The sequence below is a fragment of the Microbacterium sp. NPDC055455 genome (assembly GCF_053619935.1).
The window spans coordinates 1-22,512 of the sequence record NZ_JBSHLB010000011.1 but is presented as its reverse complement, the minus strand read 5'-3'; the positions used below and the strand labels follow the sequence as shown (position 1 = coordinate 22,512).

The window sequence follows — 22,512 nt, the reverse complement described above, 5'->3', positions numbered from 1 at the left end:
GCGCGTCAATGTCTGGAGAAAGTGAAAGCGATCGGCCCCGCCCCACAGGGCGGGGCCGATCGCTCGTTCCGCTACGGTTCCGGGATCAGATTGAGCTGAAACTTGGAGAGGGGATCAACGGCCAGACGATAGGCCCGCTCGTCCCACCCGTCGCGCACAGCATCGCGAACCCGCCGCGAACGCTCGACGCGCCCCGAAGAACCCACGCCAGTCGCGGAACCGACGTGCCGGCCCGAGCGAACAGCGAACGCGATATTCTCCGACTGCGTGGCAACGCGGAGGTGCCCCGCATCGCAGCGAACGCACAGAGGTTCACAGCACTCGTGCTCTCCCACTGATCCGGCAAGGTCGCCACCGAACCCCGCGATGGTCAGAGCGAAACGGTGTGCAGAAAGAGTGCGCCGCACTCCCCCACGCTGCCACGAAAAGCGACCGTACCCGTCCGGGGAAGAGATCGCACCGACCCATATCCAACATCGCGGCCCCTTGACCACTTTGCTCCAGAACTGTTCCTCGGCAGCATCGTCTATAGCGAGCGTGCCCGGTCGCACGATGCGGTCAATCCCCTCAAATCCGGGAAGAGTCGGCTCTAGCGGATGGTCAATCATCACTCAGATTCTTTGTCGCCGCTATCCGTCTCCGTCTCAACGTCCGACTCGGTCTTGCCTTCCTCGTCGCTCGCCGGATCAGAATCGCTCTCGTCGTCGCCCCCGGCAGCGTCCTTGTATGCGGCAAGTGCCTCGCGCACTTCCGCAGCGGGCATACCGAAATCCGCGCCGATCTGCTTGCGCGTCATTCCGTTGTCGATGAGAGATTGAAGCCGCTCGCCAAGAACGGCCTTGGCCGCGACAACTCCGTCCATTGCGTTGAAAACGTCAGCGGAAAGAAGTTCGAGCTTCTTCAGTCGGGCGCGCTCCGCTTCCTGGAGCTGACGAGCGCGCTGTCGGGCGGTGAGTTTCCTGTCTCGTGTCGTCATGACTAAAGGCTACCCACGGCGAACCATTCCCCACCAGCCCAACACAAGCTATTCCCCGTAACCGCACCCCCGGCCCGTTTTCCAGCAACCCTAAACCAGCCACGCCAGCAACCCGAACCAATGCCGACGCTTCCCGCCGCAGTCGGTCGCCCCTAGTGATCCTGAAAGCGCCCAACAAAGAGCACCACACCTCTTGCAGATTTCATCTGCGACTTCTTTTGGGCGACTGACCTGCTAGAACCGTGGCGGGCAAGAGTGCCCGCTTCCGGGGGGAGGATTTGCGCGGTACGCTCGTACCTATGATGTCCGTGCGAGTCGTTCACGCGGGGGATGGATACGCCTATCTCCTCCGCTCGGTGGCGACCGCCGACGAGCCGACTGGTACCAAGACTCGGCTGGGTGATTACTACGACGCGAAGGGAACGCCCCCCGGACAGTGGTTCGGAACGGGGATCGAATCCCTCGACTCGGATAGCGTCCGACAAGGTCGCACTGTCGGCCAGGATGCGATGGCGGCGCTATACGGAGAAGGGTTGCACCCCGACGCGGACTCGCGCATTGAGGCTGGCGAGTCGATCTCCGACGTTCAGCTGGGTCGGGCCTATCCGATCTACGATGCCGGCCACCCCGTACTGGCCGAGATTAAGGCAGCCGAGAAGAAGTTCCGCGCCGAGCACGAGCGCCGACCTGATGAAGAAGAACGCAACTCCATAGCGCTTGAGTGCGCACGGCCCCACTACCCCCACGCGGACGGCGGGGAGCCTGCAAGCGGCCGCGAGATTCTTGCCTGGGTCAACGAGGTCAAGCAGTCGGTTCGGCAGGCAACCTCCGCTTACGATCTGACCTTCTCCCCCGCTAAGTCGATTTCCGTGTTGTGGGCACTGGCCGACGACGACACGCGCAAGCGGATCGAGTCCATCCACGCTCGCTCGGTCGATGATTCCCTGCGTTGGATCGAGCAGAACGCTCTGCGTACTCGCTGTGAGGTGCGTGGCGTCAAGCAGCTCACCGCGACCAAGGGAATGATCGCCGCCAAGTTCACCCACTACGACACCCGTACCGGCGACCCCGATCTCCATACTCACTGCTTGGTCAGCAACAAAGTTCAGGGCATGGACGGCAAGTGGCGGTCAGTCGATGGGCAGACGCTTCTGCGCAATGCCGTCACCGCATCCGAGCGCTACAACGCGATGATGATTGACCGGCTCGGACAGGAGCTTGGTGTCGCTTTCGATCCCCGCGAGGTCGAGGAGGGCAAGGTTCCCGTCTGGGAAATCGCGGGCCTTCCGACTCGCCTGAACGATGCCTTCTCGCGGAGACGCGAAGGCGCTCGTGAGCGCTTTGAGGAGCTGGCGACCACCTACCGAGAGAAGCATGGCCGCGCCCCATCGAGACGTGCCGGATATGCCCTATGGCAACAAGCGATTCTCGATACTCGCGACCGAAAGGCCGAAGCACGGTCGCTTGGCGAGCTGCGCCGTCAGTGGCGTACTGATGCTGCACGGACCATCGGTTCCGAGCGGATGCTCGATGAGATTGTCACGTCGTCGCTGGGCAAGTCCGAGCACCGGCCGGCCTTTCCCTCCGTCGATGATCCGGCCTTTTCGGAGGGCGCACCTGTTCTGGCGGATCGCGCACTGGAGCTGGTCACGTCTCGCCGCGCTGAGTTCGCGCTGCGCCACCTGGACACGGCGACGAATCAGATTCTTCACGGATTCACTTTTGCGGACGACGAACACCGCGCTGCCGCTCACCGCCAGGTGTTTGAGTCAGCTAAGACGAAGGCGACCCGGCTCAACGCAGCGATCGAATGGCAGCTACCCGACGCGCTCATTTCGAGCGATGGCGTTGCCGTCGATCGTGACCAGGACTACGCACGGTTTACGAGCCGCAAGGTGCTCAACGATGAGAACCGTGTCCTGAACTCGGCGTTCGAGTTGACCGCTCACCTGGTACCCAATGCCGCGATCGACGCTGCCCTCGAACGCCACCGCGCCACCAAGGGGTTTGCGCTCAATACTGGACAGGAAGCCCTCGTGCGGCACCTCGCTGGCTCCGGTGCTCAGACGGCAGCAGGCGTGGGGCCGGCCGGTACCGGTAAGACTGCTTCAATGGCTGTCTTAGCTGACGTGTGGCGCTCGCAAGACCGACAAGTAATCGCCCTCGCGCCCTCGGCTGCGGCCGCGAAGCAGCTCGGCGGAGACATTAGCGCCACCGGGCACACTCTCGCGTCGCTGACCTATCGCTGGCGAGGAAAGGTGGGCAATCGCCCAGGCGACGTTTCTGCCCTCGGCGTTCACATCAATCCCGGCGACCTCCTGCTCGTTGATGAAGCAGGCATGGCCACGACCGACGACCTGGCGGCCGTCACCGAGATTGCTTCCGCTACCGGCGCGGTCGTGCGCATGGTCGGTGATCCGTATCAGCTTGATGCCGTGGAGACGGGCGGGTTGTTCCGAACGCTGTGCAAAAAGACCAACGCCGTCGAATTGGATGCCGTTATGCGCTTCGGTGATGACGCGGAGCAGTCCGAATCTGGGTTGAAGATTCGTCATGGCGACACCAGCGGCCTTGACCTCTACGAGCGCAGGGGTTGGATTCACGAAGGCACCCGCCAGTCCTCCGTCTACGACGCGGCGATGGGATACCTTAGCGACCAAGCCGCTGGCAAGAAGTCGCTGCTGGTCGCATCGACCAATCAGGACGTGAACGACGCCAACGCGATCATCCGCAACGCTCTGCTCGACGCGGGAGTCGTCTCCGCAAGCGGGCGAAAGGCCACGCTGACTCACGGACATGCGACGAAGAAGGATCTCATCCTTGCGCGGAGGAATCAGACCATCGCGCAACCAGATGGCACCGACGTTCGCATCCTCAACGGGCAGCGCCTTACCGTGGCCAAAGTCCACCGGGACGGTTCGCTGTCTGCCCGTCTCGAAGAACGCAACCGTCTCGTCCACCTGCCGGCCGACTACGTGCGCTCCCACGTCCAGCTCGGCTACGCGAGCACCATCCATCGCGCCCAGGGAGCGACCGTCGATGTGTGCCGTGCCGTAGTCGACTCGTCTACCGACCGCCGCGGATTGTATGTCGCTCTCACGCGCGGCAAAAAGCAGAATCACCTCTACGCAGTCAACGAAGCTCGCCTTGACGAGTCGCTCGAAGATGCTCACCTCCACATGAGCGGCGACGACGACGCTCCCTCTGCTCGCGAGATGCTAGAAGCTGTCGTCCGGGCCGACTCCGGTCAGGAATCGGCCACCGACCTTCGCGACCGGATGGAGCGCGACGAGTTCTCCAGCAAGCGCGCAGAACGTCTGTATAAGGCCGCGACCAACCGTCTGGCGGACGACTTCTCGCACCTGGTCGTCACCGACATGATTGACCACCTGCCCGTCGCGATCGCTGACGCGATCACTGATGGCCAACGCGCCCGACTCGCCACGGCCGTGGCCAGCTGTGCGCTGGCGGGAGTTGACGTTCGTGAGTCCTTTGCGGAACTGATGGAACTGCATGGCGACGAGATTGATCCTGCCGCTGTCCTTCACTCCCGCATCCTTGCCCAAATGCCCGAACGCCGGCCAACTCTCCCCCAGATTGCTCCGGCCACGACAACGATGGACACTGACCTTGCCCTCTTTGCGCACGATACCTATGACCGAATCACGACCGACCGACAAGGCGACGACATTGCCGACCGACTCGACCAATCCCTCGAACGGCATTTGTCGCGGCCCGCCGCACCATCGCTAATGGACTCGCTGGAGTCCGCATTGCGGGAGCATCTCGGAAATGGCGTTGAAGCCGACAATGACTTTGACGACTCCTTTGTCGAAATGGGAGACACATCTGACGGTGACTATTACGAGTTTTAAGATGATCCCTCCTATCGCACTACCAACTTTCGAATAAGGAAGGCGTTATCGTGGATATGCCACACACTCACCCCGCATATAAGGGAACGCGCCCCGCAACCCATGCAACGGGGGACGTTTTTCAGACGACCAATCTTCGCGACGGCGAGTACCTGTCGCGACGAGCCGACACTGCATTCCATATCCGCAACGTGCGGCAGGAGAATATCGTTCCTCGCAATTCCTACGGCGAATGGGAACGCACCGGGCATCTCGACGCGGCCCCCGCCGACGTGCGTGTGGGGCACCAGATCACGACGACCGACGGCAGCACTCATCTTGCGCGTGCCGTAGGCGCGGAAGGGGTGCAGATTGAGCGGGCCGGCTCCGGGATGACCGCGACCCTCCCCTGGGATCGCGTTTTTGCTTCCAAAGAGATTCCACCGACCTTCACTGAGGGGGCCTGGGGCACCCCGGAAACCGTCACTGTGACGGAATTGGAGCGCCCCCTCGACGCTGCACTCGGCCAGCTCGGAGCTGGGGCTGCCGCCGATGATCCCCGCACGGCACTCGACTTCGAGGACGAGAACCCTTACGCCCTCCCGCAGGAAGGAGGCCGAAGCCTACGAACAGTGAGCGCTTGACCTTAATAAGCGATTCGCATAACCTTTCAGTAAGGAGCTGGCGTGCCCCCGAGAAAACGGCGCAACGACCCCAATCAGATTTCCCTTTTCGACCTTCTGAGCGAGGAGACCCCCGATGTTCAGCACAACGATGATCAAGCAGGCGCACGAGACGCTCGGGCTGCCGACCGACCGGACGAGCGTGCTGGCCAAGCGCGACGAGATGATGGAAGCGTTCTCGGATCGACTTCCGTCGCTGCGGATGCAGATGCAGCAGACGTGGGAACGGGAGCATCCACGGCACCCGATTCCGCTGCCGTCGGAGGTGCTTCTGACGATCGCGCAGCGAGCGTACAACCAGATGCAGGAGGAGATTCTGGAGGACTTCATCAACGCCCCGATCCGCGACCTGAACGAGCGCCGCGACCGATTGTCCGAGCTGAGCGCAGCGGAGAACGTCTAACGTTCCAGCCCACCGGAGAGATTCTTCCCCCGTCCGGTGCCCGAGCACGCGCCCGCGCCAACATCGCAGCCATTGAACTGCTCAACACGCTCGATGAGGAAAACCGCTGGGCGAACGAGGACGAACAGCAGGTGCTCGCCACCTACTCCAGTTGGGGGGCGTGCTCCGAAATCTTTGATCCCGCTCGCGCCGACTGGGCCGACGATCGCACACGACTGCGCGAAGCACTGTCGTCCGAGGAGGACTACTCTGCGCTCGCGGACAGTACCCTGACCGCCTACTACACCGCTCCCGATGTGGTCGATGCAGTGTGGGATGGACTGAAGCAGGCTGGCTACTCGCACGGCGAGGTGCTCGAACCCGGCTGCGGTACCGGAGGATTCATTGGGCGCAGCCCCGACACCTCCCAGATGGTCGGCATTGACGTAGACCCGGTGGCTTCCCGCATCGCCAAGCAGCTCTACCCGGAAGCTCTCGTGCGGAAGATGGGCTTCGAGGACGTTGCCCTGCCGAAGGGAGTGTTCACCGCTGCCGTCGGCAACGTTCCCTTTGGGCGGTTCTCCCTCTACGATCCCGAGGGCAATCCTCGCGGTGCGTCCGTCCACAACCACTTCCTCGAAAAGTCCGTGAACCTCGTAGCCCCTGGTGGCTACGTGGCCATGATTACCAGCGCCCACACCTCCGACGCTCTGCGCGCCGAAGATCGTGCCGCGATCATTGAGCGAGCTGATCTGGTTTCCGCCGTCCGCCTGCCCACCCAGGCGTTCCAGCGCGTCGCCGGCACCTCCGTCACCTCCGATCTACTCATCTTCCGTGTCCGTGACGCCGACACCGAACCCTCCTGGCGCTCCAAGTCGTGGATCGACACCGAGACTCGTGCCTACGGAACCGACGAGCTGACGATCAACCGGTACATCGCATCGCGTCCCGACCATGTACTCGGTGATCCCCGAGTCACCACCGGGCGTTTCGGTGCGCCGACACTTGTCATTGACGGCTCCGCCGACGGCCTGGGAGAGCGCATCACATCGGTAATTTCCGCCGACATTGCGGCCGACCTTGACGAGAACGGCCCCATGCCCGAGCCACCTGAGTCGCGCTCCTACATCAGCGAAAGCTCCCTTGCTCACGGAGCGGGCGAACGCACTCTCCCCGGCACCATCACCTACGAGATCACCAACGGCAACGTCGAGTTCCGCATGTGGGCCGCTGCCGAAAGGGAATGGCAGGAAGTCGCTCCCCGGCGCAAGGACATGGCCGACGAATGGGTGCAGCTTCTCGACATCCGAGACAGCTACTGGGAACTGCGTGCCGCCTACGACGAGGACGGCACCAACCCCGCCGTCGTCGCGGAGAAGCAGGCCGACCTCTCCGACAAGTACGACACCTACGTCGAGAAGTACGGCCCAATCAGTCGAGGTGTCTATCCGCCGCCGCGCAAGCCCACCAAGGCACAGGCGAAGCGCATCTACAACGATCTGCTCTCGTCCTGGCGGGCAGACAACGGGGTGTCGTCCACGGAGGAACCGCCCGCCGAGGTCGTCGCACGGCTCACCGAAGAGTCACACACACCCGTTGCGCCGACAACCCGGCACCAGCCCCACATCGACAAGCTGGCCACCGATCCTCTGTTCGCCGCCGTAATGTCGCTGGAGCATTTCAACGCCGAAACGCAGACGGCACTCAAGACAGACTTCTTCACCACCGACCCCGCCCGCCGCGTGGCCATGCCGGAACGAGCCGACACGCTTGATGAAGCTGTCAGAATCGTCAACGACTCGACGGGCACGCTCGACCTGGAGCAGATCGGCCGACTGCTGGGCACCAGCGCCGAGGACGTCGCAGAAGCCCTCCCCGCCAACAAGCTCGCCTTCCGTGACCCGGAATCCCCCGACTCCTTCATCCCTGCGCCGCAATATCTCAGTGGCTTCGTCGTGGACAAGCTTGCCCACGCACGAGTCGCCGGCCATACCGACCCGCGATTCGCCGCGAACATCGAAGCCCTCGAAGCCGTACAGCCCGAGCGGGTGGAGGAGGGCATCACCGTCCGCCCCGGCATGACGTGGCTGCCCGAGGAGTTCTACCGCGACTTTGCCGTCGAGAAGTTCGGTGTCCCGGCCCGAGGCTTGCGTATCAAGCGCGTGGCCGATAACTGGTCAGTCGACCACGTTTCCGGTTACTGGCACAACGAGGAGCAAGCCAACCTCAAGTATGGTCTCGTCGCCGCCAACAACGCCGCCCGCGCCGAGTACAACTTCACGGCCAAGGGGTCACCATCGCGGTTCCAGAATCAGGCCGTCGCGACCAATCGCAACGACGGACGCGCCGTGACCGCCCTCGAGGTCTATGAAGCCACGCTCAACCTCACCGCACCCGTCGTCAACTTCTCGAAGGAGTACAAGGACGAAACGGGCGCGACCGGCACCCACAGCGAAGCGACCTCGTTTGTTGCCCGCAAGAGTCAGCAGATTCGCCGCGAGTTCGCGGAGTGGGTCATGGAAGATCCCGAGCGCCGAAACACCGTCGTTGACCTCTACAACAAGAAGTTCAACTCGTTCGTCGCCCCCAACTACGACGGGAGCAATCGAGAAATCCCCGGCCTTGGCGAACGATTCAGGCCCTACGAGTACCAGCTCAACGCCGTCGAACGCATGACCCATGAACCTGGCGTCCTGCTCAACCACGTCGTTGGCGCAGGAAAGACCGGCACGATGCTCATGGGCGCGTCCGAGCTCAAACGGCTCGGCATCGTGCGGCAGCCCTGGCTCGTTGTTCCCAACCACCTCACCGACCAGATCAGCCGGGAAGCGCAGCAGTGGTTCCCCTCCGCAAAGATCCTCTCCGGTGCCACGGCGACCAACCCCGTCGCCCGACGCAACTTCGTCGCCCAGACCACAGCCGGCGATTGGGACTTCGTTATCGTTCCGCAGTCCGTGTTCGAGCGCATCCCCGTCGATGATGAGTCGAAGAAGGAGTACATCAACGGCGAGATCAAGCAGTTCCAGGAGCAGATGGTCGAACTGACCGCGAGCGGAATGGACGAGAAGGACTTGACCGTCAAGCGCATCCGCGCCGCACTCAAAGCGCGGGAGAAGGAACTGAAGAAGCTCCTCGACTCCCCCACTGACGCTGGGATGACCTTCAACGACACTCCCTGCGACTACATCATCGTTGACGAAGCGCACCACTATAAGAACCTCATGCGCCAGTCGAAGGTAGACGACCTCAGCCAGCCCGGATCACAACGTGCGTCCGACCTGGACATGAAGCTCAAGCTCCTGCGCGAGAACAACCGCGCGGCCGGCCTCAACCCCGAGACCACTCCCGTCGTCACCTTCGCCACAGGGACACCCATCGCCAACAACCTGGCGGAAATTTGGGTGATGGGCAAGTACCTGCGCCCCGACCTCCTAGAGCGGCTCGGAATCGAAGGCATCAATGCGTTCGGCGCGTCCTTCACCGACCAGGTCACCGACGTAGAGCTGAGCGCGAGCGGAGCGGGCCTTGTTCAAAAGACGCGAACGGCGACCTATCTCAATGTCGGAGAGCTGGCAACGGCCACCTCGCTGTTCATGGACGTGGTGACCTCCGATCAGATCACGGCGAAGCTGCCGACGCTCATCAACGCCGGCCAAAGTCACGCCATCGAATTCGAGGTCGAGCAGGAAGTCCGTGACTTCATCTCCGACCTGGCCTACCGCAGCAGCTACAACTGGGATGCAGACCCAGATGGCCGCAAGATCGAAGCCAACGTCTCTGGAGCCAGGATCGACAACCCGCTCAAGATCGCCAGCGACGGCCGTATGGCCAGCTTGCACGGCTCCCTGGTCAATCTCGACCTCGACGGCCCCGGTGCGAGAGTCACCGCCGTTGCCGACGCAGTGTTCTCAGACTGGCTTGCCAACCGGGACAACGAATACCTCGACCCAAATGGCGAAGTCTCCTCCCAACGCGGTGGACTGCAAGTCGCCTTCTGCGACCGTTCCGTACCCGGCGAGGGATTCAACATGTACGACGCGATCAAGGACGAGCTGGTGGCTCGCGGGATGCAGCCCGACCGTATCCGCTTCGTCCACGACTGGGATCACGACCGCGCCGCCCTCTTCCGCGATTGCAACGAGGGCCATGTAGACCTCATCATCGGCTCCACCGAGAAGATGGGAACCGGCGCAAACATCCAGACCCGCGCCGTCTCTCTCCACCACATCGACATTCCGTGGAGGCCCGCTGACCTTGCCCAGCGCAACGGGCGCATCATCCGGCAGGGCAACCAGAACGATGAGGTGCAGTTGCACGAATACATCGGGCGCAACACGTATGACGCCCTGATGTGGCAGGCCGTCTACCGCAAGGAGCGTTTCATCGCGCAGTTCTACGATGCCGACCGCAGCGTGCGCACGATGGAAGCCCTCAACGACAGCGGAGTTGATGCCTACGCCCACAACAAGGCGATCGCAACAGGCGACTCCCGCTACGTTGACCTCATGACGCTCGACAAGGAGGTCGAAAAGCTCGAACAGCTCGAATCCGAGTGGGTGGCGGCGCGCTCGTCGCGCAAGTTCGCCATACAGACCGAACTTGCCAATGTGAAGCGGCATACGAACAACGCCCGCAGCATCGAGCCGCACGCGAAGGCAGCCCAGTCCTGGACGGACAGCAAGGAACGGACGTGGGGACTGTTCGGAGGTCGGCCAACCGACGAGCGCGGCCGCGCCGTCCGGCACGTCACCGATACCCTCGCCGCCGTCCACTTCAACCGCTCGCAAGAACCTCGAAACCTCGTCACGATCGGAGGTCTTGACTTCTGGGCCGCGTTCACCGGGGATGGTGTGACCGTCGGTTGCCGCCAGATTCCGGGCGAACTCAACGTCCGGCTCGACCACACCGACATTGCCAACGCGCTTGCCGGTTACAACGCAGCCAAGGGCGACGAAGTGCCGGCCGCAGCGTCGGGATTGCTCACCCGCATCGAGAACAAGGTCAAGGGTGTCCCCGACGCTCTTGCCGCCGCCGAAGTCGGTGCAGAAAACGCTCAGCACCGGCTCGCCAAGCTGGAATCCGCGGCATCCCCGGATTTCGCGCACGCGGAGGAGCTGCGGAAGGTCACCGATGCCCGCGATACGTTGAAAGCGGAGCTGAGTGCCCTCGATGCCGATGAAGCGGTGATCCGCGCCAAGGCCGAGCGAGTGCAGCGCATGCAGCAACGCGGCCGCAGCGACGGCTACTCTCTGCGCCTGGTGCCCACCCCGACGTACGCCAGTGCCGTCGAAGGCAAAACCCAAGCGCAGGTCACCGCCAATGAGAAAATCTCCGAAGCGCTCGCACTCCATGACCACGGCCTCATCAGCAGCGACGAGATGCAGCGTCGCTACACCCGACACCTCCCGGCCACTCTCTCCGACGACGACACCGACGACACCGGTTCACTGGCCGACCAACTCGATCACGCTCTCATTGACCTCGGCGGCGGCAACCTCGTCGCGGAAGTCAACGAGAACGAGGAAGCGGCACCGCCGACGGAGTATGACTACTCCCACGACGATGCCACTGCTGACGTGTAGCGCCTAGATCGCTACAACTCGGCTGCCGGAGCGCTCTGGGACTCTCCCAGGGCGCTTCCGGCTTCCTCCTCCATGAATGATCCCACCGACGACGCAAAGCTCTCTGCGCCAATCGTCTCCGCCAGGTCGCCGCTAAACGCGCCGGCACCGAACTGCTCGGCTACCGCTTCTTCCGACGGCTCCACCCCCACCGACGATCCAGGCCCGTCCGCGACCTCCGACAAGCTGGCCACGAACGCCGACTCGGCCCCCTCCGGGGTCGCTTCCGGCAGCTCGTCGTAGTCCACGTCCATGTCGGATTCCGGGGTAGCTTCCGGCAGCTCGTCGTAGTCCACCGGGGCGCTGTCCTCCGTGAAGTCGCCCCTCCAATCATCGAAGTACCGCCCTTCTTCGCGCTCGTAGTCGTCGTACGCTTCCCCCAGCGCAGCGATAGCCGGGGCACCCGCCGCCACCGCCGCCGCCGCAGATACCGTGCGCACCGCCGCGTCCGAGAGCGACTCTTCCCCGCTGTCCTTCCGCACGCGGTCGACCGGCTCGCGGTCGCGACGACGCGGCATTTCCTGTTCTGCCGCCCATTCCGCCCGCTCGGCCTTCCATTCCGCTTGACGCTGCCTGTACTCCGCTCCTTCCGCACGCGCCTGGGCTTCTTCCTGTCGGTCGCCCGCAAGCGCCGACGCACGGTTGCGCTCATCCGAGACGCGCATCCACTCACGGCTCGTCTCATGCAGTCCCCGGCGAGACAGCTCCTCGCCAATCGCGGCGCGCTCACGCTCACTCGGAGCGCCCGCCTGCGCTTCACGGCCATGAGCGTGCATGGTCTGGAGCAAGCGCCCGTTCGACCTGCCGCGCAAGCTGCGCGCCGTTGCCCTCCTGGTGCGCATCATCCCGCTCGACCTGCCGGGGCCGTACTGCCCCATCCGGCTCAAACCGCTTCCCACCGAGCGCACAAGCTGCCGCATCTCGTTGTCCACGTCCATCATCGGGTTATCGCTCATCGTCTACTCCTTGTCTGCTTCAATCTGCTCTGGCATTTGCTCTGTCCGAACGCGCTGGCCTGGCCGGTGCGCGTGGTGGCAACTGGCGAACGGGCCGCGATTCTTGTCCGTGAGAATCCGCATGTGCACGTCCCCGACCAAGCGCAACCATTCGTCCTCACCGGTCGCAGGCTTCTCGCGCACCCTGGCTTCAAACGACATCCACATCACGGTCAAGCGTCGCACCACGTCGGGGTGCTTCCACCACTGCGCGCACCACCGAGACTCGTTGTTCGCCGGCCACATGACCGCGACGTACTCATCGAAGAACTCGTACACGTCGCCGTAGCGAGTCGGGGACGGCCACGCGATGTTGTCTTGCGCCCATTTTTCGACCGCAAGCACCGCCGTTTTCCGCGCGCGCAGCTTGAACTGAGGATGCTCCGCCAGCTTCTTCAACTCGGCGGCAAGCGCCGGCTTGACGTGGCCGGAGATCAGCGGGCCGATAACCTCACCAATCGGCTTGTCGAACAGACCCATCAGTTCTTCTCCTTCACCAGCGCGTCGATCGCCTTCGGGAAGGTTCGCTCCCACCACGGCACCGTTCGCACCAGCATCGGGGCCGACTTCTGCGGGATCACCAGCGCGACCCCGAACGGCAACGACTGCAACTCCGCAACGCTCAACGTCTGCTTCTCGCTGACTTGCTCCGACACCGACGCACGCATCGAGCCATCGGATGAGCGCGACACGCGCTTCTCCTCGTGGTCGCCAATGAACGCGGCCAGCTCACCCAAGAACTTCTCGTCCTTGATCCCGCCGCCGTAGACGAGGCAGCCGTTGGTCAGCATGTCGCGTGTCGAGTCCTCTCCCCAGATGCGACGGGCCTGCGAAAAGGACTGGAGGATCGTCGTGATGATGATGGAGCGGCTGCCATAGTGCGAGTATTTGTTGGCCAACTGCCCCCACCGCACCGTGTTCGCAGCTTCATCCAGAGGGCAAACCAGCGGCACGCGCAACCGCCCACCGGGGTTGCGCTGGCCGTACTCTTCCGCCGCGTCCATGAGCGTCACCAGCAGCGCGAGCGTCAGCGCTGACGCACTCGTCGGGCCTTCCTTGCTCAGCAAGTACATCGTCGGTCGTCGGCCGGTCTGGGAGTCGTGGATGAATGCGTCGGCATCGAATCGGCGCTTGCCGGCAGCGGGGCTGACCCACATCGACGGCACCTCGTGCTCTAGTGCAGCGACCATCTGCGCCGCATTGCCGAACACGCCCGACCGAGTGCGATCGACCAGCTCATACTGTCCGTCCAGCGCCCGTGCCTTCCGGTTCCACCCGTGCCGCATCAAAATCTCGATCGGCTGCTTGTCCCGCTCGTCGTTGGCCCATTCAATGACCTTCGTGATGGGCAGCTCATCGCACGTCGCCGCCAGCAGCATCCCGGCGATGAGCTTCTGTCCGCCTTCGCTGAACATATCCTTTTCGCCTTCGGTCATTCCCGCGTCGTCACGGAACAGTGATGCAAGACCGGTGGCCGCAGCGTCCCACTCGTCACGCGGTCGCCGCCTGATGTAGTCCAGGGGATCAAAGAACCAGTCGGGCGTCTCTTCGGTGTAGATCCGCTGCGGATCAAAAACCCAGACCTCACCGACAGCCGACCGCGCCTCGACTGAATCGTCCACCGTGTCGCGCTTGTTCGAGCTTGTGATAACGCCACCAGGGGCCGACAGAATCTGCGGGAGCACCTGCGAGGTCGTCTTGCCGCGCCGTGCCGCCCACAACTGCGTGAGGAGCGTTTCATAGTCGGCGTAGACCGCGTTGCCCGTGCCCAGCTCCTTGCCGATCAAGATGCCCGGTTCATCGTCCGGGCGCAGATCGAGCTTCATCCGTTCCGCCGCCGCCGCCACGGAGCGGCGCGACATCGAGCGAATGTCCCGCTTGCTCGCCATGTACCGCGTCGCGTGCTTCACATCGCCGCCGACCGTGGACTCCTTACGGCGACGCATGAACAGCAGAACCGCCGCGACGGGAATGGTCACCAGCACCGTGACCACCACCATCATCACCATCGCCGGAGGGCCGATTTCCAATCGTCCCTCCATAGCGTCGCGCAGGACAACGAGCGGATTCCAGGACACCTCCTGTCGAGGCCCCCCGAGCACCCACGCCCACCGAATGCCGCTGGCCGCGATGAACCACAGAATCGCAGCAACGGCCAGAAGGTAAAGCGGGAACCACTCCGACTGGGAACCCGGCTGCTTGATGTTGCGGACGTTACTCATCGTCATCCTCCACCAGGGCCGCGAGGTCGTTGTCCTTCCACCGCTTGAATCCGGGGGCTTCGGCCATAGTCAGCGCCCGCTGATCCTCATCGTCCACCGACACGTCCACGGCGATGTTGTGCTGAGCGCCCGCCGCCTTCAACGCGGCAATGTCCAGCTCCGGACACATCGTCGTCACAATCAGCCTGCCCACGTCGTGGCCGGCCGCAGCGAACGCCTTGGACGCGACGAACACGGCCTTTTCCGCCGCCGACTGCTCACCCGAAATGAGGTCGCCGGGCACCCGCACGCGGTCGTCGTCGAAGAACCTGCCGTACCACACAGCGTCGTCCTCAACGCTGACGACCGCGAACGCCCCGCTGCCGTCGTCGCCTTCCACCGCCGCCGTCCACAGCATCACCACCGGAGCTGATCCCGCGTTCGCCGTCAAAGCGTCGGCCTTCGCCGCCAGCTCCACCTGCCGCTCCTCCGTGGCCACCTCACGCAGCGCCCCGTAATCCACGCCGATCTTGCGCAGGGAGAACTTGTACTTGGGGAAGTCCTGACGGTTGTCCCATCCCTGCTTCTCCGCGAACTTCCGGAGGGGTACGTGCGAGGTCGCGGCCTTCAGCTCCCCCTTGTTCTGCTCAATCACCGAGTCAATCTCGGCCCAGCGAGTCTTGTCCTGCTCCGTCATAGCCATCGTTTTTCCTCCTGCCTTCCGGTTCTACTTGTTGACCTGAATCTCGAAGTGCATCTCATCGCCGGTCTTGTAGTCGCCGCCCCAGCGCACCGCCCCGCCGTACTCCTTGAGCTTCTCCCGGATCATGGCCGTCTGCCGCTCGGAGAACGTGCCCTTCTTGCCCAGCGGGTGCAGCGACGCGTTCAGATCAACCGCCGTGCCCGAGGCATGGTTGGAGATCGACGTGCCCAGCTTCGCCTTGCGCGGGGGCGACCACGACCACTCGTCCTCGCCGCCGTAGGCCAGCGACTCGACATTCGTGTGGAACCAGCGAGTCAGATCCTTCAGCACAACCGTCGGTGCGCCGGGGGCCGTATAGAACGTGCGCCCGCCGACGTTCCACGACTCCGTTTCCGACTGCTCGATCACAGGGAACCCGTTCTGCGTCGTCTCCGTTTTCTTCGTCGTCGCGCCGGCCAAGGGCGCAACCACCACCACCACCAGGGCGATGATGCCGAGCGCTACCCACATGCGCTGCGCCGGGGAAAGGGTCATTTTCTGCTTCTCCATTGTTCTTCCGTTCTTCTCGAAGGTCAGTTTCTTGTTTTTGCCGTCGCGTCTCATACGTCCCATATCTCGTATCCGGGGTCATCCACCTCCCCAACGTCGATCACGCCGACCGAGGGCACGAACCCCCGAGCTTCCGTCCCCGTTCCCGGCATCAACAGCACGGTGGCTCTGATCCAGCTCCCGTCCTCATGCCCGTCGAGCCGTCCCATCGCATCCGACAGTTCGACGCGGTACTTCCGGGCATCGGCCGCGCAGCAGTTGACCGCGATCCGAGCAATCTCCCGCCGTCCGGTGTCGCCGGTCGCCAACTGCCCCTCGACCACCACCTCGCGGCCGCTCATGCGCGAGTCCGCAGGCGCGGTCGAACGCGCAACCACCTCCCGCAACCGCATCTCTGGACGACCGGGGGGCAGCTCCGGCCAGGTATCGGCCCCTCCCGACGCAGCAGCCGCCGCCGTCGCATCCGCGACTTGAACCGGAGTCATGGCAGGCGGGGTTACTCCCGCCACCACCAGGACGATCAAGCCCAGCGCCCACGGTGCCCACCGCGACGTCTTGACTGCGGCCGCGTCCTCGTCGGCGTGGTGCGCATCGCCACAGGAGCACGATGCAGCCGGCGCAGGGAGGAAGTACGGCAGAAGGCCCAGCACGATCACGGCCACACCGGTCGCCGCTACCAGCCACGCAGCTCGGGCGACCCATGCGTCGGCATCGCCAGTGAGTCCCGCACGTACCAGTGCCGCGCCAAATGCGACGAGCAGGGCGGAGACGACGTGCTTCCTCATCACAGCCACCCCCACAGCCAGGCCACGATGAGCGTGGACACCAGGGCGCTGCCCAAGCCCGCCAGCGCCACCAACTGCGCGGCACGGTGGCCGAGAACGCCCTCCATCATCGCCGCGAGTTTCAGGTCGATGATGGGGCCAACGACGATGAACGACAGCATGGCGGCAGGATGAAGGCCCACCATCGACGCAGCCACAAAAGCGTCACCCAACGAGCACAGCGACGCGACGATCGCCAGCGCCGCCATGACGAGAACGGCCAGCAGCACGTAGTCGGTCATGCGCGCCAGCGACTCGGCGGGCAAGAAGGCAGACACCAGTGACGCGATCGCACCGCCGACGACCAGGAATGTCGCTGCCGCAATGGCGTCATGCCGCATTGCGTCAAGCCACCTTTGCGTCCACCCGCCAACCGGCGCGGTCACCTCCGATACCGGCTCCTCGTCTGCCCTAACCAGGTGCTCGAACGCACGCGCCCCGAACGCCGCCACAATTGCACCGACCCCCAGCACCGCCAGGAGTCCGGCGACGAACCGAGCGCCGGCCATCTCCCATCCGCCAAACGCGGCGAGCGTTGCCATAACGACCAGCGGGTTAAGGGACGGGGCAGCCACCATGAACGTCATGGCCGGAGCCGGGGAGACCCCAGAGACGATCATGCGCCGAGCCAAGGGCACCGACGAGCACTCGCACGTCGGAACGAAGGCACCGGCTAACGCGGCAACGGCTACCGCCGCAGCCTTGTTCTTGGGGAGCACCCTCGCCCAGCGAGCAGGAGTCATCACTACCGCGACCGTGGACGACGCGACCGCCCCCACCAGCACATAGGGCAGCGCCTGAACGACCAATCCGGCGAACGTCGCCAACGCGGCGTGCAGCCGGGGAGACAGTGCCAGCAGCCGACCCGAGGCACCGCCCACCAGCTCCGGGAGAACCACCGCCGCAACACCCGCAGCCACGACGAGCACAACCGGCCCACCACGACGAGGAGTGGCGCTCTGCCGGGGATGCTCTGAGACAGTCAGCGTGGTCGTCATAGTCCCGGAACCGCCCGGTAGCGAATATCCGCCAACTTCCACACGTCGGCTTCCTTGACCATCTCCGCGTCCACGACCGCACGCCCCAGGCGCGTGACCTCGCCGTCGGCGTGGGCCACCATTTTCTGCAAGTCGAGCGTGACCACCGCCTTGGTCGCGGTCTCCTCGACGGGGGCCGAACCCGGCGCAACCGTGGCGATGGTCTTGTGCACGTCTCCCCACCGTGCCCACTCCTCCCACTCGGGCGGAAGCGGGTAGTCGGCGGGATCAGATGCTGCGAGCTGCGCGTACTTGCCGACCAACCGATCTTCGACGGCCACCGCCGCCGACACCGGGGACTCCTGCTCTGCCGGTCGCCATGTGTTGACCGCCGAGACGAGAGACACTGCCGCGTTCTCGGGATCGTCGCGAATGGGGTCTACCGTGTCGACTTCCGGGTCGCCCACGAAGTCCGGCTCGGCCGTCTGCATCTTCCAGGCCACCACGCCGGCAATCACGGCGAGAATGAGAACCACTGCCGCGATCGCGGCCCATACGCGGCGCGTCATCGGACTTCACCGCCAACGCGCACGTGAATGTGGTCGGTGTGGTTCTGCGTCGGCGTACCCCGGTCAACCATCGGCACGACCGGCTTATCACGCTCCATGAATTGCCGATCCCAGATGATGTACTGGAGTTGAAGTTCATCGGCTTCCGTGACCAGATACTGCGCAACGTCGTCACCCAGCGCCTTGTCAGAGGCGGGGATCATCACGATCAACGACTCACCGCCGTCCGACATACCGATAGGGCTCGGCGGAGCCGGGGTCACTTCCCCGACGCTCGGGTACCGCTCCTGGATTGCTGCCGCGACCGACTGCGCTTCCGACTCGTTGGCCGACGGGAGGGAAACCGCGCCCGCGATCATGGCCACGGCCAGGGTGCAGCCCACGGCCGCACCCGTCGCCTGCGTTGCATTGCTGCTGTTCATCAGATCTTCTCCTTGAATCGTTCTTCGTGCTGGGGGATCAAAACGATGTACCCCTGGGTTTCCGGGAAGGGCGGCACTCCGCCGTAATTGAGGACGTTGCCGGGGCCGGCGTTGTATGCGGCCAGCATCAGGTCACGGTCGTCGCCGCTGATCCGGCCTTCTGCCTTCCACTTCGCGTTTTGTTCCGCGAGGTGGCATAGGAAACGGCCCGACGCCATAGTCGCGTCGGCGGGATTGTGTGGATCACCTTCGCCGGGGCCACCTATCTGCTCGCCGTTGTCGTCCACGCGGTATCCCCAGCCCTGCCACGTTGCTGGCATGAATTGCCCTGACCCCCTCGCGCCGGACTTAGGGTTGACTGCATCCGTGTTGAACTGGCTTTCCTGGTAGGTCAATGCGGCGATCAGAGAAGCCGGGGCTTCGGCGCACAACTGGCCAGCAAGCGTGAGCCACTTGACGAACTCGGGCGGAATCTCGGCGCTGTTCAGCCCCGCGTCCACCCCGCCAGTCGAACCGCAGTTGTCGTCGGCAGTGCCGCTGGCTTGACCCGGCATCGCGCCCGAGCCACCGTCCGGGGATGGGCCGTACTTCTCACCGGGCTTGGGGTATCCCCCGCCGACCGTGGTGACGTGAATGTGGTCATAGTGGTTCTGCGTCGGGTCGCCGCGATCCTCCATCATGTTGGGCGTGCCCTCTGCCGGGATGTACTCCTGCCGCCAAATGAAGTACTCGACGTTGAAATACTCCTTGTTCTCCCACAGGTACGAGAGAATGTCGTCGCCAAGCTGCTTGCCCTCGGCCGACGAGTAGTTGGGGATCATGATGTCGGCCGCACGGCCCGACGGGTGATCCGGGTAGTTGTCGTACGGTCGCCAGCCGCCGATGATCTCCAACTGCGGGAATCGCTGCGCAACCGACCGGCCCAGGCGAATGGTGTCCACCTGCATGTTGGCTTCGGAGAACCTCGGGTCGGGCGGCACCTCACCGCCCGACGACGGGGCAGGCGCATTGCTTTTCGGCGTGGACACGCTGCTCGTCTTGCCGCCAGCAGCATCGGCCAGCGCCTTGGCGAACTCCGTGTTGCCCTCCGGGGTCAGGTGCACGCCGTCGCCGCCGACCAATCCGGGATCGGACTCGACCTTCGCCGCCCAGTCGAACACACCCACCTTGCTCGCGTTCTTGCGCACCAGCTCGTTGACGGCCCCGGCAGACGAAACGCCAGGCCCGCCCACGGTCATCAGGACGACCCGAGCGCCCCCGGCAGCGTCGATCGTCGCGTCCACGTCCTTTTGCGAGAAAGCGCCGTTCGTTCCCAAAGCCATGACGACGACTCCGGGCTTGCTGTCGGACTCGCGCAACCGCGCCAGCCCTTCCCCGTACTGCCGCCCCACCGAAGCGTCGATCGTCGCGTCCGGCAGCAGCTTCTTGATCTGGCCTTCCGCGCCGACGGTCAGGGAGTCGCCAATGACCAGAGTTTCCGCGTCGCCCGACGACACCGATCCGCCGCCCGTGCCCGGTTCGACGGCCTGTTCCAGCCAGGGCATCGGCTCGACGGCACGGCCGGCATCCCGACCGCCCTCCCACACCTCGAAGTGCAGGTGCGACCCTCCGGGGCCAGGCGGAGACACGCCACCGTCGTAGCCTTCATCCGCGATGTGCTGTCCGGCCTTGACCTGTTCGCCGGCCTTGACGTGCAGCCCTTCGGCAAACATGTGGCCGTAGACCGTGGCGATGTGCCTGCCGTCGATTTCGTGGTCAATGACGATCCAGTGGCCGAACCCGTCGGCCGTGCCCGAGGAAGCCACGATGCCGTCGGCGAAGGCGTAGATGGGTGTTCCCTGCCCCTGGGCAATGTCCACGCCCTGGTGCATCGAACCCCACCGCATCCCGAAACCCGACGTGACGTGATCCAGCGCATTGGCCTGCGGAAGCGAGTACGCCCCGTCCGGCACTCCGCCGCTGGCCGAGGAGCCGCCGTCGGAACCGCCGACGACTCGGCAGTCCTCGACGGAGAACAGCAGCGTGATGAGAATGACCACGAGCATCACCAGCGCGACGAACACGCCCATGATGGCCTTTGCGCCGCCCCTCATGACAGATCACCCTGTCCAGGCGCACGCATCGCGTCCACGTTGTCGTATCGCTTGTTGGTGTTGTGGACTCCCGCCCCGGCCTCCGCCGCCGTGAAGTTGAGGTGGAAGGGAATGCCCGCACCGCGTTCACCCACCTTCACCAGGAAGTTGCCCGTACCGGGCGGCGGCGGCGGAGTCTCACCGGGGCGCACGCCGTCACCCGTCAGCGACTGCGGAGCCGACCACGACGTAAGCAGGCTTTCCTCGCTCTCCGTGATCTCGATAACCTCCCGCAGACGCACCACCTCCTTAGTCGGCAGTGCCCCAAGGATCTTCACGCGGGCACGCTCGACCAGGCCGACGGCTTCACTGCGCGTCGCCTGGGAGTCGAAAGCATCGAAGTCAACGATGGAGTGCGTGATCATGATCAGTTCCGTCGCCAGTCCACGGTTCAGGCGCGAGAGCTGGTTGACCTTGCTGACCATCGCCGGAGATGCCTGGAGCACCTGCCACAGCTCGTCCATGATCACCTGGAAGGTGCGCTTGGCACCCATCTCCTGGTCCGCGAGAACGTGCGCGGCTTCCACCGCGCCGAAGCCATCCGACCAGCAGCTCATCAGCACTGCGGCACGCAGCGGGGAGACCTCCGAGTGCGGGATCTTCGACACATCGACGCAGATGGCCGGCGCATCGAGGTCGAGCCGAGTGGTGGTGTGCCCGTTGAAAATCTCTCCGAACTCACCCTGGATCAGCGAGCGCAGCGACCTACGCAGCGCCTGTACCTCGCGCTTGTAGTCGACCAACGCTCGCTCTTCTGCTTCCAACAGCTCGCGACGCACCTGCTCCGACAGCTCAGCACGCCCGTCGGTGTTCGGAACATCGACGCCGGCATCCTCCATCAGCTCGGGGTGCGCTGACTTCACCACGTCGTACAAGTCGCCAATGAGGGGCGGATGCTCCTCGTCAAAACGGCCGTCCTCGTCGTAGAGAATCCGGATAGCCGACGCGATCATCGTTTCCTCGAAGTCATCCACGGGGCGCTTGCGCACCAGCTGCACCAACGAGCCGACCATCATTTGCTGGCGCATCCGCACGTCCAGCCGTACCTCACGCGCCTTGGCGCGCAGCGCCATGACCTTCTCCCGGCGCTGCTGCGGCTCCGCTTCCGCGAAACGCTGTGCGCCCGCCGCCGTGAGGTGATCCTCGGCCACCGACCGAGCGATCCACGGCTCCGAATCGGCCACCTTGTCCAGAGCATCCGCTGCGCTGACGATCATCGGAACGACGCGGCCGAGTGCTCCCACGTCCAGCGGGTTGAGGTGGCCCAGGCCGTGCCCGAGCTGGACGACCTGGCCGCCCATCAGCTCCGTTTGGTCACGGAAGTCGGGCTTGCAGTCGCCCAGCACCAGGGACGTTCGCTTTTGCGCGATAGCACCGGTCTGCATTCGGCGGATCAGCGACGATTTGCCGTAGCCGTTGAGCGCGAGCACCAGGACGATCGGGGCGCTGATGAAGCCGTTGACCATCCACTGCGTTGCATCGAAATGCACGCTCTCGCCTGTCGTGAGGTGCATTCCCACCGGAGTGCCCACCTTCGGGACTCCTGCGCCGACCGCCCACGGATACAGTCCCTCCGCGACGTTCGTCGTAGCTCGCGCCTCCACGATGGAGCCGACCACCAGGT

At 64.3% G+C, this 22,512-nt stretch carries 16 protein-coding genes; 4 read left to right on the top strand and 12 right to left on the bottom strand.

Features of this window, described 5'->3' with window-relative positions; translation table 11 throughout:
* Positions 1 to 607 precede the first annotated feature (607 nt).
* A complete protein-coding gene (locus ACWGUG_RS18335; protein ID WP_452325494.1) occupies positions 608 to 976 on the bottom strand; it encodes a hypothetical protein in 369 nt (122 codons plus the stop codon).
* 299 nt (positions 977 to 1,275) lie between these two features.
* Between ACWGUG_RS18335 and mobF the strand changes: the two genes are divergently transcribed.
* The 4 genes from mobF (at position 1,276) to ACWGUG_RS18315 (ending at position 11,477) form a co-directional block, all read left to right on the top strand.
* Entirely contained in the window at positions 1,276 to 4,851 is a 3,576-nt protein-coding gene (gene mobF / locus ACWGUG_RS18330) for a MobF family relaxase (protein ID WP_452325493.1), read from the top strand.
* Positions 4,852 to 4,901: 50 nt separating this feature from the next.
* On the top strand, positions 4,902 to 5,474 hold the full coding sequence (locus ACWGUG_RS18325) for a hypothetical protein (RefSeq protein WP_452325492.1): 573 nt from the start codon (positions 4,902 to 4,904) through the stop codon (positions 5,472 to 5,474).
* Positions 5,475 to 5,604: 130 nt separating this feature from the next.
* Entirely contained in the window at positions 5,605 to 5,916 is a 312-nt protein-coding gene (locus tag ACWGUG_RS18320) for a hypothetical protein (protein WP_452325491.1), read from the top strand.
* Positions 5,917 to 6,047: 131 nt separating this feature from the next.
* On the top strand, positions 6,048 to 11,477 hold the full coding sequence (locus ACWGUG_RS18315) for a DEAD/DEAH box helicase family protein (protein ID WP_452325490.1): 5,430 nt from the start codon (positions 6,048 to 6,050) through the stop codon (positions 11,475 to 11,477).
* Between the two features lie 11 nt (positions 11,478 to 11,488).
* On the opposite strand, the gene ACWGUG_RS18310 is transcribed toward ACWGUG_RS18315, so the two are convergent.
* The 11 genes from ACWGUG_RS18310 to ACWGUG_RS18260 all read right to left on the bottom strand — a co-directional run.
* Positions 11,489 to 12,472 carry a hypothetical protein gene (locus tag ACWGUG_RS18310; RefSeq protein ID WP_452325489.1) on the bottom strand — a complete coding sequence of 328 codons (984 nt, stop codon included), beginning with the start codon at positions 12,470 to 12,472 and terminating at the stop codon, positions 11,489 to 11,491.
* Between the two features lie 3 nt (positions 12,473 to 12,475).
* Positions 12,476 to 12,991 carry a DUF4913 domain-containing protein gene (locus ACWGUG_RS18305; protein WP_452325488.1) on the bottom strand — a complete coding sequence of 172 codons (516 nt, stop codon included), beginning with the start codon at positions 12,989 to 12,991 and terminating at the stop codon, positions 12,476 to 12,478.
* Positions 12,991 to 14,733: a type IV secretory system conjugative DNA transfer family protein gene (locus ACWGUG_RS18300; protein WP_452325487.1), complete on the bottom strand. Its 1,743-nt coding sequence runs from the start codon at positions 14,731 to 14,733 to the stop codon at positions 12,991 to 12,993. The genes ACWGUG_RS18305 and ACWGUG_RS18300 overlap by 1 nt, the downstream gene beginning before the upstream one ends.
* Positions 14,726 to 15,409, bottom strand: coding sequence for a hypothetical protein (locus ACWGUG_RS18295; protein WP_452325486.1), 684 nt, complete (start codon positions 15,407 to 15,409; stop codon positions 14,726 to 14,728). The genes ACWGUG_RS18300 and ACWGUG_RS18295 overlap by 8 nt, the downstream gene beginning before the upstream one ends.
* 30 nt (positions 15,410 to 15,439) lie before the next feature.
* Positions 15,440 to 16,018 (bottom strand): M15 family metallopeptidase, encoded by a 579-nt coding sequence (locus ACWGUG_RS18290; RefSeq protein WP_452325485.1) that lies wholly within the window; start codon positions 16,016 to 16,018, stop codon positions 15,440 to 15,442.
* Complete coding sequence (locus ACWGUG_RS18285; RefSeq protein ID WP_452325484.1) at positions 16,015 to 16,749, bottom strand: hypothetical protein; 735 nt, start codon at positions 16,747 to 16,749, stop codon at positions 16,015 to 16,017. Before ACWGUG_RS18285 ends, ACWGUG_RS18290 begins: the two co-directional genes overlap by 4 nt.
* Positions 16,749 to 17,786, bottom strand: coding sequence for a permease (locus ACWGUG_RS18280; RefSeq protein WP_452325483.1), 1,038 nt, complete (start codon positions 17,784 to 17,786; stop codon positions 16,749 to 16,751). Before ACWGUG_RS18280 ends, ACWGUG_RS18285 begins: the two co-directional genes overlap by 1 nt.
* Complete coding sequence (locus tag ACWGUG_RS18275) at positions 17,783 to 18,334, bottom strand: hypothetical protein (protein ID WP_452325482.1); 552 nt, start codon at positions 18,332 to 18,334, stop codon at positions 17,783 to 17,785. The genes ACWGUG_RS18280 and ACWGUG_RS18275 overlap by 4 nt, the downstream gene beginning before the upstream one ends.
* Positions 18,331 to 18,756 (bottom strand): hypothetical protein, encoded by a 426-nt coding sequence (locus ACWGUG_RS18270; RefSeq protein ID WP_452325481.1) that lies wholly within the window; start codon positions 18,754 to 18,756, stop codon positions 18,331 to 18,333. The genes ACWGUG_RS18275 and ACWGUG_RS18270 overlap by 4 nt, the downstream gene beginning before the upstream one ends.
* Positions 18,756 to 20,825: a peptidoglycan DD-metalloendopeptidase family protein gene (locus ACWGUG_RS18265; RefSeq protein WP_452325480.1), complete on the bottom strand. Its 2,070-nt coding sequence runs from the start codon at positions 20,823 to 20,825 to the stop codon at positions 18,756 to 18,758. Before ACWGUG_RS18265 ends, ACWGUG_RS18270 begins: the two co-directional genes overlap by 1 nt.
* Before the next feature lie 20 nt (positions 20,826 to 20,845).
* The coding region (locus tag ACWGUG_RS18260; RefSeq protein ID WP_452325479.1) for a hypothetical protein at positions 20,846 to 22,512 on the bottom strand (1,667 nt) is incomplete at its 5' end.

What these genes read in the sequence shown, in the direction of transcription:
- ACWGUG_RS18335 (WP_452325494.1), bottom strand. Translation starts at nt 976, where the DNA reads ATGACGACACGAGACAGGAAACTCACCGCCCGACAGCGCGCTCGTCAG.
- mobF (WP_452325493.1), top strand. Translation starts at nt 1,276, where the DNA reads ATGATGTCCGTGCGAGTCGTTCACGCGGGGGATGGATACGCCTATCTC.
- ACWGUG_RS18320 (WP_452325491.1), top strand. Translation starts at nt 5,605, where the DNA reads ATGATCAAGCAGGCGCACGAGACGCTCGGGCTGCCGACCGACCGGACG.
- ACWGUG_RS18310 (WP_452325489.1), bottom strand. Translation starts at nt 12,472, where the DNA reads ATGAGCGATAACCCGATGATGGACGTGGACAACGAGATGCGGCAGCTT.
- ACWGUG_RS18305 (WP_452325488.1), bottom strand. Translation starts at nt 12,991, where the DNA reads ATGGGTCTGTTCGACAAGCCGATTGGTGAGGTTATCGGCCCGCTGATC.
- ACWGUG_RS18300 (WP_452325487.1), bottom strand. Translation starts at nt 14,733, where the DNA reads ATGAGTAACGTCCGCAACATCAAGCAGCCGGGTTCCCAGTCGGAGTGG.
- ACWGUG_RS18295 (WP_452325486.1), bottom strand. Translation starts at nt 15,409, where the DNA reads ATGACGGAGCAGGACAAGACTCGCTGGGCCGAGATTGACTCGGTGATT.
- ACWGUG_RS18290 (WP_452325485.1), bottom strand. Translation starts at nt 16,018, where the DNA reads ATGAGACGCGACGGCAAAAACAAGAAACTGACCTTCGAGAAGAACGGA.
- ACWGUG_RS18285 (WP_452325484.1), bottom strand. Translation starts at nt 16,749, where the DNA reads ATGAGGAAGCACGTCGTCTCCGCCCTGCTCGTCGCATTTGGCGCGGCA.
- ACWGUG_RS18280 (WP_452325483.1), bottom strand. Translation starts at nt 17,786, where the DNA reads ATGACGACCACGCTGACTGTCTCAGAGCATCCCCGGCAGAGCGCCACT.
- ACWGUG_RS18275 (WP_452325482.1), bottom strand. Translation starts at nt 18,334, where the DNA reads ATGACGCGCCGCGTATGGGCCGCGATCGCGGCAGTGGTTCTCATTCTC.
- ACWGUG_RS18270 (WP_452325481.1), bottom strand. Translation starts at nt 18,756, where the DNA reads ATGAACAGCAGCAATGCAACGCAGGCGACGGGTGCGGCCGTGGGCTGC.
- ACWGUG_RS18265 (WP_452325480.1), bottom strand. Translation starts at nt 20,825, where the DNA reads ATGGGCGTGTTCGTCGCGCTGGTGATGCTCGTGGTCATTCTCATCACG.